Genomic DNA, 12,176 nt, shown 5'->3' with positions numbered 1-12,176 from the left:
TTTTGCCCCGTTTGGGCTTCCAAGCCCATAAATCAAAACGCCGGGAAAAGTGCAATGCGAACTTTTGTCCCGCCGTAACTTCACCGAAACGCCGGAAATCGGGGGATCGGGCGGAACGCCGATTGTTAAACTGCGGCATTTCGTTTATGGGAGCGCAAACGAACGACACCCGCGCAGCCCAAGAGCGCCAACAACCGAGATAAAAACCATGAACCGTCGCCGCCGTATCTACGAGGGCAAGGGCAAGATTCTTTATGAGGGTCCCGAGCCGGGCACACTGATCCAGTTTTTCAAGGACGACGCCACCGCCTTCAACAAGAAGAAGCATGACGTCATCGACGGCAAGGGCGTACTGAACAACCGGATCTGCGAATATCTCTTCACGCAGCTGAACAAGATGGGCATTCCGACCCATTTCATCCGCCGCCTCAACATGCGCGAGCAGCTGATCAAGGAAGTCGAGATCATCCCGCTCGAGGTTGTCGTGCGCAACGTCGCCGCCGGATCGCTGTCCAAGCGCCTCGGCATCGAGGAAGGCACCGTGCTGCCGCGCTCGATCATCGAATTCTATTTCAAGGCCGACGCGCTCGAAGATCCGATGGTCTCCGAGGAACACATCACGGCCTTCGGCTGGGCGAGCCCGCAGGAACTCGACGACATCATGGCGCTCGCCATCCGCGTCAACGACTTCCTGTCCGGTCTTTTCCTCGGCGTCGGCATCCAGCTCGTCGATTTCAAGATCGAATGCGGCCGTCTCTACGAAGGCGACATGATGCGCATAATCATCGCCGACGAGATTTCGCCCGACAGCTGCCGTCTCTGGGACATCGCGACCCAGGAAAAGATGGACAAGGACCGTTTTCGCCGCGACATGGGCGGACTTCTGGAAGCTTACCAGGAAGTTGCCCGCCGCCTCGGCGTCATCAATGAGAACGAACCCGTGCGCGGCACCGGCCCCGTTCTGGTGAAATAACACGCTCCCAAGGATGGAACGATAGACATGATCAAGGCACGCGTAACGGTTACGCTGAAGAACGGTGTTCTCGACCCGCAGGGCAAGGCGATTGAAGGCGCCCTCGGCAGCCTCGGTTTCGACGGCGTCGGCCAGGTCCGCCAGGGCAAGGTCTTCGACCTCGAGCTTGAGACCGCCGACCGCGCGAAGGCTGAGGCCGATCTCAAGGCCATGTGCGAGAAGCTGCTGGCCAACACGGTAATCGAGAACTATACTATCGCCCTCGCCTGACGGTTGAAGGGACGAAGCAATGACGGATATTTCGCAGGAGTTAATGTTCGAGCTCATGAAGCGTATCCAGTCTGACCTTACCACGCTTAAGGACGGACAGCGGGATATGCGGCAGGATATCGTGAGCCTGCGAAATCACATGCATGTCATGCAAGGGGACGTCAACAACCTACACAGCAGCATGGCTCAGGTGTTGACACGTCTCGACCGTATCGAAAACCGCCTCGAATTGCGTGAACTCGCCGAGGCCCAGGCAAGGTTTGAACCACACCCATGAAGTCCGCCGTCGTCCAGCTCCCCGGCCTTAACCGTGACCGCGACATGATCGCGGCGCTGACCAAGATTTCGGGCGTCGCGCCCGTCACCGTCTGGCAGACCGAAACGGACCTGCCGGATGTCGACCTGATCGTCATCCCCGGCGGCTTCTCCTATGGTGATTACCTGCGCTGCGGTGCCATTGCCGCGCGCATGCCCGTCATGCAGGCAATCAAGGCAAAGGCCGAGGCCGGCGTAAAGGTTCTCGGCGTCTGCAACGGCTTCCAGATCCTGCTCGAAGCGGGCCTCCTGCCGGGCGCGCTGATGCGCAATGCCTCGCTGAAATTCGTCTGCCGCGAGGTGAAGCTGGAAGTGGTGAATGCCGAAACGGATTTCACCCGCGCCTATGACAAGGGCCAGATCATACGCTGCCCGGTCGCTCACCATGACGGCAACTATTTCGCCGATGCCGAGACGCTCTCGACCATCGAAGGCAACGGCCAGGTCGTCTTCCGCTATGCAGACGGTACCAATCCGAACGGCTCCATCAACGACATTGCCGGCGTGATGAATGCCAAGGGCAACGTGCTCGGTTTGATGCCGCATCCGGAGAACCTCATCGAGGCCGCCCATGGCGGCTCGGACGGTCGCGCACTCTTCGCATCGGTCCTCGACGTAATCGCTGCTTAACCGGTCCTTGCTATCAAAGGCGCATGTTCGCTTCCGAAAGGCATCCCATGCGCCCTGTTCCGTCCGCAAAGCTCATCCTGCCGCTCGCCCTCGCTGCGGCTCTGGCCGGATGCCAGACGAAGACGCCGGCGCCGAAGCCGAACGGCGCGGCCCTGCCGACGATGGAGCGCGTCGCGCTCGGCGCCAATGCCTGCTGGTTCAAATCGGGTGATCCGGCCTTCAAGGCCTATAGCCTTGCGCCCGAACTGAATTCCTTCTCTGGCCGGCCGCGCATTCTTGTCGTCCACCGCAATTCGCCGGAATCGCGTCCACTGCTCGTCGTGCAGGCTGAAGGCAATCCCGCGAAGCTCGACGCATTCGGTCCGCTGATGAGCGAGCCGGTTGGCGCCCGCATTGCAACCGACGTCAGGCGTTGGGCGGCCGGCGGCAAGGGCTGCTGAGCCCCTCAGTTCCAGTAGAACGATTTTGCGACTTCCCGCCGCGCCTCGCTGCGCGAGATGCCGATATCCTCGAGCTGTGTATCCGTGAGTTCGAGGAGCGCATAGCGCGTGCGGCGCTTCATGGCCCAGTTCCGCAAGGCAAGCGATATCCGCACCAATAACGAGCGCACCGGGAACTCAGGCACCGTGGCGGCTTCCGATTGAATTGCATCGATTGTCATCGTCTAATCTCCTGAAATTCTCACAAGGAATGTGACAATTGGCGCATTCAGGAAATAATTGACTCCATCAGTGGTGCAACATATGAATTGGCACCATGACAAATTGGCTGCCCAATCTCCAGGCCACCGATGGCCCGCTCTATGTCCGCATTGCCGACCAGATCGAACAGGCGATCGGCATCGGTGCCCTTCCCGCCGGCAGCAAGCTGCCGCCGCAGCGCAATCTCGCCTATGACATCGGCGTCACCATCGGCACCGTCAGCCGCGCCTATGCGATGGTGCGCGAACGCGGTCTCGTCAGCGGCGAGGTTGGACGCGGAACCTATGTGCTAGGGTCGGGCGACAACGACAGCCCGGCCGTGGTCGATACGGTCAGCGCGCGCCTCAACGGCACTCGCGCGTCCAGCGCACCACCCGGCAAGCTGCGCTTCGACACGACGGCGGCGACCAATGTCGGTCAGTCCCTGGCGATCACGGATATCGTTGCAGCGATCTGCCGGGATCAGCCGAGCGAGATCGCGAGCTATACACGCAGTTTCCCGGCCGACTGGCTGGAGGCGGGGCGGCGCTGGTTGCAGCGCGGCGACTGGCAACCGGGCCATGACAGCATCGTTCCCACGCTTGGCGCCCACGCCGCCGTCATCGCTGCCGTTTCGGTCATCACCGCACCGGGGGACCGCATCGTCTTCGAACACGTCACCTATTCGCAGGTGAGCCGCGGCACGGCGCTGATCGGCCGTCAGAGCGTGCTGGTGGATTCCGATGCCGACGGCGTGCTCCCCGATGACTTCGAACGGGTCTGCGTCCAGCAGCATCCCAAGCTCGCCTTTCTCATGTCGTCGGCGCAGAACCCGACGCTCGCCACCATGCCGGAAGACCGGCGGCGAGCGATTGCCGCCATTGCCAAGCGGCACAATGTCTTTCTCGTGGAGGACAATCTCTATGGCGGGTCGACCGAAAACGGCCTGCCCCTTATCGCCGAGCTTGCGCCGGATCGCACGTTCCTCGTTGGCGGACTTTCAAAGAGCGTCGCCGCAGGTGTGCGCGGCGGTTGGATCGCCTGCCCGCCGCATCTCGCCCAGCGCGTGCGCATCGCCCACAAGATGGTGAGCGGCGGCCTGCCGTTCCTGCTCGCCGAACTTGCCGCACGGCTGGTGCTATCAGGCACCGCGGAAGCCATCCGCACGCAGGTTTCCGACGAGGTGATGGCGCGCGAGGCACTGGTCCGCGAGATTTTCGCCGGCCTCGAATTCAACTCGCATCCGCGCGTGCCTTTTGTCTGGCTCAAGCTGCCAGATCCCTGGCTTTCAGGCACCTTCCGGCAGGCTGCCTTCGCCGAGGACGTGCTCATCGACGACGAGGACGAGTTCAAGGCGGGTCGCTCCGAAAAGACCTTCCACCGTGTGCGGATCGGCATTTCCTCGCCGGAAAACCGGCAGGATGTGGTTGCCGGCCTCACAAGGCTGCGCAGACTCATCACTTCGGGACCAAGCGGCTATGACAGCCCGGCCTGAAAGCCGCGCCCGCCTGTGATTCCCGGTCATTTTCCTGTCGCGCTGCACGGCGGCATGCGGTAAAGAGACCGCAATCCTGCCCTCCACGACAAGACGAGCGACGATGACCATTTCGAACACCCGCCCGATCACTCCGGAGCTGATTGCCGCCCACGGGCTGAAGCCGGACGAATACGACCGCATCCTTTCGCTGATCGGCCGCGAACCCACCTTCACCGAGCTCGGCATCTTCTCCGCCATGTGGAACGAGCACTGCTCGTACAAATCCTCCAAGCGCTGGCTGCGCACGCTGCCGACCAAGGGTCCGCGTGTCCTGCAGGGCCCCGGCGAGAATGCGGGCGTGGTCGACATCGATGACGGCGACTGCGTCGTCTTCAAGATGGAGAGCCACAACCACCCGTCCTATATCGAGCCCTATCAGGGTGCGGCGACCGGCGTCGGCGGCATCCTGCGCGACGTCTTCACCATGGGTGCGCGACCGATCGCGGCCATGAACGCGCTGCGTTTCGGCGAGCCGGATCACCCGAAGACTCGCCACCTGGTTTCCGGCGTCGTCGCCGGTGTGGGCGGTTACGGCAATTCCTTCGGCGTGCCGACCGTCGGCGGCGAGGTCGAATTCGACCCGCGCTATAACGGCAACATCCTCGTCAACGCCTTTGCCGCCGGCCTTGCCAAGTCCAACGCCATCTTCCTGTCGGAAGCCAAGGGCGTCGGCCTGCCGGTCGTCTATCTCGGTGCCAAGACGGGCCGTGACGGCGTGGGCGGCGCGACCATGGCATCGGCCGAATTCGACGAAACGATCGAAGAGAAGCGCCCGACCGTGCAGGTCGGCGACCCCTTCACCGAAAAGTGCCTGCTGGAAGCCTGCCTCGAACTGATGCAGACCGGCGCCGTCATCGCCATTCAGGACATGGGTGCGGCCGGCCTTACCTGCTCGGCCGTGGAAATGGGCGCCAAGGGCGACCTCGGTATCGAGCTGAACCTCGATCTGGTTCCGGTCCGCGAAGAGCAGATGACCGCCTACGAGATGATGCTCTCGGAAAGCCAGGAGCGCATGCTCATGGTCCTGGAGCCCGCAAAGGAAGAGGTCGCCAAGGCGATCTTCGTCAAGTGGGGTCTGGCCTTCGCCATCGTCGGCCACACGACCGACGACCTGCGCTTCCGCATCCTGCACCAGGGCGAGGAAGTCGCAAACCTGCCGATCAAGGACCTCGGCGACCAGGCCCCGGAATACGACCGCCCGTGGCGCGAGCCGGGCAAGCCCGCACCGCTGCCGGCAAACCTCGTCGCTGAACCGGAAAACTACGGCGAGGCTGTGCTCAAGCTGGTCGGCTCGCCCAACCAGTCGAGCCGCCGCTGGGTCTACGAGCAGTACGACACGCTCATCCAGGGCAATTCGCTGCAGATCCCCGGCGGCGACGCCGGCGTGGTGCGCGTCGAAGGCCACGCCAGCAAGGCGCTCGCCTTCTCCTCAGACGTCACCCCGCGCTACGTCGAGGCCGATCCGTTCGAAGGCGGCAAGCAGGCCGTCGCCGAATGCTGGCGCAACATCACGGCGACCGGCGCCGAGCCGCTCGCCTCCACCGACAATCTGAATTTCGGCAACCCGGAAAAGCCGGAGATCATGGGCCAGTTCGTCAAGGCCATCGAAGGCATCGGCGAGGCCTGCCGCGCGCTCGACTTCCCGATCGTTTCCGGCAACGTCTCGCTTTACAACGAAACGAACGGCATCGCGATCCTGCCGACCCCCACCATTGCCGGCGTCGGCCTGCTGCCCGACTGGTCGGTCATGGCCAAGATCGGCGGCGCTAAGGACGGCGACCAGCTGATTCTCATCGGCACGGACGGCAGCCATCTCGGCCAGTCCGTCTATCTGCGCGATGTCGTCGGCCGGATCGACGGCCCGCCCCCCGAAGTGGACCTGCACGCCGAACGCCGCAACGGCGATTTCGTGCGCTCGGCCATCCGCAACGGCCAGGTCACCGCCTGCCACGACATTTCCTCCGGCGGCCTCGTCATCGCGCTTGCCGAAATGGTCATGGCCTCCGGCAAGGGCGCCAAGGTGGAAATTTCGGGTGCCAATGCCCCCGCACACGCCGTTCTGTTCGGCGAAGACCAGGCCCGATACGTGATCGCGGTTCCTGCCGACCTCGCAAACTTCATCTGCGCCAGCGCGGAAGGCGCAGGCATCCCGTTCCGCCGCCTCGGCACCGTGGGTGGCGATGCGCTTGCCGTGGATGGTCTGCTGTCGCTGTCGATTGAGCAATTGCGCAACACCCATGAATCGTGGTTCCCTGACTTCATGGATGGCAACGGCACCGCCGCTGCCGCCGCGGAATAAATAAGGGAGCATTTTCATGGCCATGTCACCGGGCGATATCGAAGACCTCATCAAATCCGGCATTCCGGGAGCGAAGGTGGTCATCCGCGATCTTGCCGGCGACGGCGACCATTATGCTGCCGAGGTCGTCGCGGAAGCCTTCCGCGGCAAGACCCGCGTGCAGCAGCACCAGATGGTCTATGACGCGCTGAAGGGCAATATGGGCGGCGTTCTGCACGCCCTTGCCCTCCAGACCTCCATTCCGGACTGACACCGATGGCCGGCCTTCTCAACGAACTCGTCAGCGGCGTTATCGATGCAGCCCTCAAGGAGGTGCTGAAGAAGACTGGCGTGCGCAAGGCCACGACGACCAAGCGCACGCGCCGCAAGACGACGACGCGCAAGAAGGCGTCCGGCGGGCTGCTCGGCGACATCATCGAAGCCGCCCTGAAACCGGCAAAGAAGCCGGCCAAGCGACCGCGCAAGCAGGTGAGCCGTCGTCGCACGGCCGCAAGCCGCAGCAGCCAGCGCAGCAGCTAGACGCGGCTTGCGCCGCTCTGCAAAGAAGGACGTCAGTACGTGACCGCAGACAACAGGTTGGCCGCAAGCGGGCAACCCAGCTTTCTTCTTGTTGCCCTCGGTTATATCGCCGCCGTTCTGACCGCGACAACCGTGGTGATTTTTCTGCTTTACTTCTGGGCGGGCGCGAGCGACGGCCTGTTTCAGATTTTCCTCGTCGGTCTTGCCTACACGTTCGGCTGCGCCCTTCCGGGCTTCATCGTCGCGGTCGTCCTTGCGCGTGTTCTCCAGATGAGAGCATGGCTGTTCTTCGTGATTGCCGGCGGCATCGACGGTCCGCTGTCGCTTGTCTTCTTCGATCGTTCGCTGCTGTACGACACCTTTGTTTTCATGATTCTTGCAGGCGGTCTGGCCGGTGGCCTCGCATACTGGCTGATCGCCTATCGCCGCACCGGCGCGTCTGCCTGAAAAGCACAGCAAGCATTTTTTGCATGCTACTTCTGGCAATTGTCACACGAGGTTGTTATCTAGGGCCCATGGTTCATCCCATCGGCCCTTGAAGCCGATCTGCTAGGGAATACGGAAATGAGCGGCATCCACGATTTCATCGACAACGAAGTCAAGACCAACGACGTCGTGCTCTTCATGAAGGGCACCCCGGAATTCCCGCAATGTGGGTTCTCCGGCCAGGTCGTGCAGGTGCTCGATTACGTCGGTGTTGACTACAAGGCCATCAACGTGCTTGCCGACGCCGATATCCGCCAGGGCATCAAGGACTATTCCAACTGGCCGACCATTCCCCAGCTCTATGTGAAGGGTGAGTTCCTTGGCGGTTGCGACATCGTGCGCGAGATGTTCCAGGCGGGCGAATTGCAGTCCCACCTTCAGGAACAGGGTGTTGCGATCAAGGGTGCTGCCTGACGGTATGCGGTCTTCAGACTGCCGATATTGCAAAGGCGCCGCATCCCAGCGGCGCCTTCTCTCATTTTTGGAATGAATTGATATGTCCGGACTTTCCCCCGACGCCGCCCAGCGCCTGAAAGGCATGGGCAAGATAGAATTCATCGCGCTCATGGCGCTGCTGATGGCGCTGAACGCGCTTGCCATCGACATCATGCTGCCGGGTCTGCAGGAGATCGGTGCGAGCCTCGGTGTCGAGAGCGAAAACCATCGGCAATATGTCATCTCGGCCTATCTGATCGGCTTTGCCTTCGCGCAGCTGCTGTACGGTCCGGTCTCCGACCGTTTCGGCCGGCGCATCCCCATGTTCGTGGGCCTTGCGATCTATGTCGTGTCGTCCCTTGCCGCGATCCTCGTTCCGAGCTTCACCGCCCTTCTCGTGCTGCGTTTCGTGCAGGGCATCGGCTCGGCGGCCATGCGCGTCATCACCGTGTCCATCGTGCGCGACATCTTCGGCGGCCGCGCGATGGCCGAGGTCATGTCGCTGATCATGATGGTGTTCATGGTCGTACCTGTCATGGCGCCCGGCATCGGCCAAGTGGTGATGATCTTCGGTGACTGGCACCTGATCTTCGTCTTCATGGCCGTGATGGCAGCGGCCGTCTGGGCGTGGATGTATTTCCGCCTGCCGGAAACGCTGCATGAAAACGATGTGCGCCCCTTCACGGTGCGCTCGGTGCTTGAAGGTTTCCGCATCGTGCTGACCGATCGCGTAGCGCTCTGTTACACCTTGGCGAGCACCTTCATCTTCGGGGCGCTCTTCGGCTTCATCAACTCAGCGCAGCAGATCTATGTCGGCATCTACGAACTCGGCGTCTGGTTCCCGGTGGCCTTTGCGGCGGTCGCGGCCTTCATGGCGCTCTCGTCCTTCGTCAATGCCCGCCTCGTCGGTCGCTTCGGCATGCGTCGCCTGTCACACGGCGCGCTCCTCGGCTTCCTCGGTGTGAATGCACTGTGGCTGGTGCTGACGCTGCTCTGGCCGACCCACCTGCCCTTTGCGCTGTTCATCACGCTGTTTGCGATCTCGATGTTCCAGTTCGGCTGGATCGGCTCGAACTTCAACTCGCTGGCGATGGAACCGCTCGGCCATGTCGCCGGCACCGCCTCCTCCGTGCTCGGCTTCATGGGCACGGCCGGCGGCACGGTGGTGGGCGCCGTCATCGGCCAGTCGTTCAACGGAACCGCCCTGCCGCTCGTGCTGGGATTCTTCTCGCTTTCCGTGATCGGCCTGGTCTTCGTGCTGATCGCGGAACGCGGCAAGCTCTTCCAGCCGCACAATCCGGCAACCTGACGACAAGCGAAAAGTTCACGAACAGGAAAGGCCCGGTGGCGAAAGCCACCGGGCCTTTTTTCATTCTGCCTGAAAACAGCTCAGTCGACGAAGACTTCGCGGCGCAGCAGTTCCCAGCTGTCCCTGTCCGGCGCGACCAGCAGGCCACCACCGACATGGTGCGGCTCATAGGGCTTGCCGTCGAAGCGCGCGGCATAAGCGCCGGCTTCCTGCGCGATCAGCGTGCCGGCCAGGTGATCCCAGGGCATCAGCTTGTTGTACATCAGGTAGTGCAGGTGCCCGCCGGCGAAGGTGCGATATTCGTGCGCCGCGCAGCGATAGTTCGAAACGAAAGCGACCTTGGCAAGATTGGACAGCACGCGGGCGCGCCGCTCGCGATCGAAGAAACTCGTCGAGGCCATGCCCGTCATCTCTTCCAGCGGCGCTGCGCCGCGGGCCTTGAGCTTGACGGCCGGCCGGTGGCCGCCGGTCTGCCAGGCGCCGCCACCCTTCTCCGCCATGACGAAATCGTCGCCCATCGGGTCGTAGATGATGCCGCCGACGGTCTGGCCACCGGAGACGATGGCCGCCATCACGCCGAACATCGGAACGCCGGCCGCGAAGTTGAACGTGCCGTCGATCGGATCGACCACGATGGCAAGATCGGCCTCGGCAAGCTTCGGCAGCAGCGCCGGATCGGCCGCAACCGATTCCTCGCCGACGAACAGCGCACCCGGAAACTGCGCCTCGACCTCGCGCTTGATAAAGCGCTCTGCCGCCTCGTCGGCAATGGTCACGAGGTCGTTCGCATCCGCCTTGGTGTGTACGTCGCCTTTTGCGAGCGCGCGGAAACGCGGACGGATTTCGGCTTCGGCCGCCTGTGCAAGCACGAGCGCGAGGGCATTGATATCAATGGTCGTCATTCTTGTCTTACCGTTTCGAGGGAGGAGAAATCGAAGAGCTTCGGATCGAGCAGATGGGAGGGATTGGTATGGCCGAGCGCACGCAGCATCGCTTCCTTGCGGCCCGGCATACGCGTTTCGATATCGGAAAGCATCGCTTTCATCGCATTGCGCTGGAGGCCGTCCTGCGAGCCGCAGAGGTCACAGGGAATGATCGGAAACTGCATGGCGGCCGCAAACTTCGCCAGGTCGTCCTCCGCCGCATAGGCGAGCGGGCGCAGCACCATGAGGTCACCCTCGTCATTGATGAGCTTCGGCGGCATGGTCGCCAACCGGCCGCCATGGAAGAAATTCATGAAGAAGGTCTCGAGAATGTCCTCCCGATGATGCCCGAGCACCAGCGCGTCGCAGCCCTCCTCGCGGGCGATGCGATAAAGGTTGCCGCGGCGCAGTCGCGAGCACAGCGAGCAATAGGTCGCCCCGGACGGCACCTTTTCCTTCACGATCGAATAGGTGTCACGATATTCGATGCGATGCGCAACGCCGATGGACTTCAGGTATTCCGGCAGGATTTGTTTGGGAAAATTCGGCTGGCCCTGATCGAGGTTGCAGGCGATCAGCTCGACCGGCAGCAGGCCGCGCCATTGCAGATCCATCAGGAGCGCCAGCAGGCCATAGCTGTCCTTGCCGCCGGAAAGGCCGATAAGCCAGCGTTTCTGGCCTTTAAGCATGGCAAAATCGTCCATCGCCTGCCGCACCTGACGCAGCAGGCGCTTGCGCAGCTTGTTGAAGGACACGCTGGACGGCGCATTCGAAAAGAGCGGATGGCGGCCTTCGTCCGGGGCGTCGTCTTCGGTTTCGGCGAGTGCGAGGGTCATGCGCCTGCAATGCCCCGAACCGCCCGCACAATCAAGCCCCGAAGATGGACCACCCGGTTCGCGCCGCCAGCATTTCGAGTGCCAGCGACCCGAGAAGCGAATTGCCGTTGTCGTTGAGACCGGGAGACCAGACGGCGACCGACGCCTTTCCCGGCGCGACGGCCAGGATACCGCCGCCCACACCGCTCTTGCCCGGCAGGCCGACGCGGTAGGCGAAGTCGCCGGAGCCGTCATAGTGACCACAGGTCAGCATCATCGCATTGATGCGCCGCGCCCGGAGGTGCGATACCACGCGGTGGCCGGTCAGCGGATTGACGCCGCTATTGGCGAGGAACAGCCCCGCCCGCGCCAGCTGGCGGCAGCTCATGGCCAGAGCGCACTGGTGGAAGTAGACACCGAGCACCAGTTCGGCTGCATGATCGAGCTTGCCAAAGGAGCGCAGGAAATTGGCGAGCGCGAAATTGCGAAACCCCGTCGCCTGCTCGGAGCGCGCCACATCCTGATCGACGATGATGTCTTCCTCGTCAGCGAGGTAGCGCATGAAGCGCACGACCTCACCGATCGCCTCCTTTGGCGTATGGCCGGCCAGCACGAGATCGGTGATGGCGATGGCGCCAGCATTGATGAAGGGATTGCGCGGAATGCCGCCTTCATATTCCAGCTGGACAATGGAGTTGAACGCGGATCCCGAAGGTTCCCGGCCGACGCGCTTCCAGATCGCCTCGCCATGCTTACCGAGCGCCAGCGTCAGCGTGAAGACCTTGGAGATGCTCTGGATGGAAAACGGCTCCTGCGCATCGCCGGCAAGATGCACGGCCCCGTCGACCGTGACGACCGCAATGCCGAACTTCTTCGGATCGACATGGGCAAGCTGGGGAATGTAATCGGCGACCCTGCCCTCGCCGCGCCGTGGCGACAGGCTGTCATGGATATCGTCAAGGATGGCCTGCAGATCCATCGTGCA

Annotated in this window: 16 protein-coding genes; 12 read left to right on the top strand and 4 right to left on the bottom strand. The window is 62.6% G+C overall.

Features of this window, described 5'->3' with window-relative positions:
- Positions 1 to 208 precede the first annotated feature (208 nt).
- The 5 genes from purC to MNR02_RS07785 are packed head-to-tail and all read left to right on the top strand — an operon-like array spanning position 209 to position 2,628.
- On the top strand, positions 209 to 973 hold the full coding sequence (purC, locus tag MNR02_RS07805; RefSeq protein ID WP_134650796.1) for a phosphoribosylaminoimidazolesuccinocarboxamide synthase: 765 nt from the start codon (positions 209 to 211) through the stop codon (positions 971 to 973).
- 27 nt (positions 974 to 1,000) lie between these two features.
- Positions 1,001 to 1,243: a phosphoribosylformylglycinamidine synthase subunit PurS gene (gene purS, locus MNR02_RS07800; RefSeq protein ID WP_160872458.1), complete on the top strand. Its 243-nt coding sequence runs from the start codon at positions 1,001 to 1,003 to the stop codon at positions 1,241 to 1,243.
- Positions 1,244 to 1,262: 19 nt separating this feature from the next.
- On the top strand, positions 1,263 to 1,520 hold the full coding sequence (locus MNR02_RS07795) for a hypothetical protein (RefSeq protein ID WP_241599069.1): 258 nt from the start codon (positions 1,263 to 1,265) through the stop codon (positions 1,518 to 1,520).
- Complete coding sequence (gene purQ, locus MNR02_RS07790) at positions 1,517 to 2,188, top strand: phosphoribosylformylglycinamidine synthase subunit PurQ (protein ID WP_241599067.1); 672 nt, start codon at positions 1,517 to 1,519, stop codon at positions 2,186 to 2,188. Before MNR02_RS07795 ends, purQ begins: the two co-directional genes overlap by 4 nt.
- Positions 2,189 to 2,235: 47 nt before the next feature.
- A complete protein-coding gene (locus MNR02_RS07785; protein WP_241948710.1) occupies positions 2,236 to 2,628 on the top strand; it encodes a hypothetical protein in 393 nt (130 codons plus the stop codon).
- A gap of 5 nt (positions 2,629 to 2,633) precedes the next feature.
- On the opposite strand, the gene MNR02_RS07780 is transcribed toward MNR02_RS07785, so the two are convergent.
- Positions 2,634 to 2,849 carry a DUF1127 domain-containing protein gene (locus tag MNR02_RS07780; RefSeq protein WP_241599063.1) on the bottom strand — a complete coding sequence of 72 codons (216 nt, stop codon included), beginning with the start codon at positions 2,847 to 2,849 and terminating at the stop codon, positions 2,634 to 2,636.
- Between the two features lie 95 nt (positions 2,850 to 2,944).
- On the opposite strand from MNR02_RS07780, the gene MNR02_RS07775 reads away from it, so the two are divergent.
- From MNR02_RS07775 to MNR02_RS07745, 7 genes are all read left to right on the top strand, one after another.
- Positions 2,945 to 4,363 (top strand): PLP-dependent aminotransferase family protein, encoded by a 1,419-nt coding sequence (locus MNR02_RS07775; RefSeq protein ID WP_241948709.1) that lies wholly within the window; start codon positions 2,945 to 2,947, stop codon positions 4,361 to 4,363.
- Between the two features lie 103 nt (positions 4,364 to 4,466).
- Complete coding sequence (gene purL, locus MNR02_RS07770; protein ID WP_241948708.1) at positions 4,467 to 6,704, top strand: phosphoribosylformylglycinamidine synthase subunit PurL; 2,238 nt, start codon at positions 4,467 to 4,469, stop codon at positions 6,702 to 6,704.
- A gap of 16 nt (positions 6,705 to 6,720) precedes the next feature.
- Complete coding sequence (locus MNR02_RS07765) at positions 6,721 to 6,954, top strand: BolA/IbaG family iron-sulfur metabolism protein (RefSeq protein ID WP_117366205.1); 234 nt, start codon at positions 6,721 to 6,723, stop codon at positions 6,952 to 6,954.
- A 5-nt stretch (positions 6,955 to 6,959) separates the two neighbouring features.
- Complete coding sequence (locus tag MNR02_RS07760; RefSeq protein WP_241599057.1) at positions 6,960 to 7,223, top strand: hypothetical protein; 264 nt, start codon at positions 6,960 to 6,962, stop codon at positions 7,221 to 7,223.
- A 39-nt stretch (positions 7,224 to 7,262) separates the two neighbouring features.
- Positions 7,263 to 7,670: a hypothetical protein gene (locus MNR02_RS07755; RefSeq protein ID WP_241948707.1), complete on the top strand. Its 408-nt coding sequence runs from the start codon at positions 7,263 to 7,265 to the stop codon at positions 7,668 to 7,670.
- Between the two features lie 117 nt (positions 7,671 to 7,787).
- Positions 7,788 to 8,123, top strand: coding sequence for a Grx4 family monothiol glutaredoxin (gene grxD, locus MNR02_RS07750; RefSeq protein ID WP_241599052.1), 336 nt, complete (start codon positions 7,788 to 7,790; stop codon positions 8,121 to 8,123).
- A gap of 124 nt (positions 8,124 to 8,247) precedes the next feature.
- Entirely contained in the window at positions 8,248 to 9,453 is a 1,206-nt protein-coding gene (locus MNR02_RS07745) for a multidrug effflux MFS transporter (RefSeq protein ID WP_241948841.1), read from the top strand.
- An 80-nt stretch (positions 9,454 to 9,533) separates the two neighbouring features.
- Here MNR02_RS07745 and MNR02_RS07740 read toward each other — a convergent pair whose 3' ends face one another.
- The 3 genes from MNR02_RS07740 to MNR02_RS07730 are packed head-to-tail and all read right to left on the bottom strand — an operon-like array spanning position 9,534 to position 12,170.
- Complete coding sequence (locus MNR02_RS07740; protein ID WP_241948706.1) at positions 9,534 to 10,355, bottom strand: inositol monophosphatase; 822 nt, start codon at positions 10,353 to 10,355, stop codon at positions 9,534 to 9,536.
- The gene (gene ttcA / locus MNR02_RS07735; RefSeq protein WP_241948705.1) at positions 10,352 to 11,212 is read right to left on the bottom strand and encodes a tRNA 2-thiocytidine(32) synthetase TtcA; all 861 of its coding nucleotides are present in this window, start codon (positions 11,210 to 11,212) and stop codon (positions 10,352 to 10,354) included. Before ttcA ends, MNR02_RS07740 begins: the two co-directional genes overlap by 4 nt.
- A gap of 31 nt (positions 11,213 to 11,243) precedes the next feature.
- Positions 11,244 to 12,170, bottom strand: coding sequence for a glutaminase (locus tag MNR02_RS07730; protein WP_241948704.1), 927 nt, complete (start codon positions 12,168 to 12,170; stop codon positions 11,244 to 11,246).
- Positions 12,171 to 12,176 lie beyond the last annotated feature (6 nt).

It is taken from the genome of Shinella sp. H4-D48 (assembly GCF_022637395.1).
Taxonomy (GTDB): Bacteria; Pseudomonadota; Alphaproteobacteria; order Rhizobiales; family Rhizobiaceae; genus Shinella; species Shinella sedimenti.
This window is presented reverse-complemented; position numbering and strand designations above follow the sequence as displayed.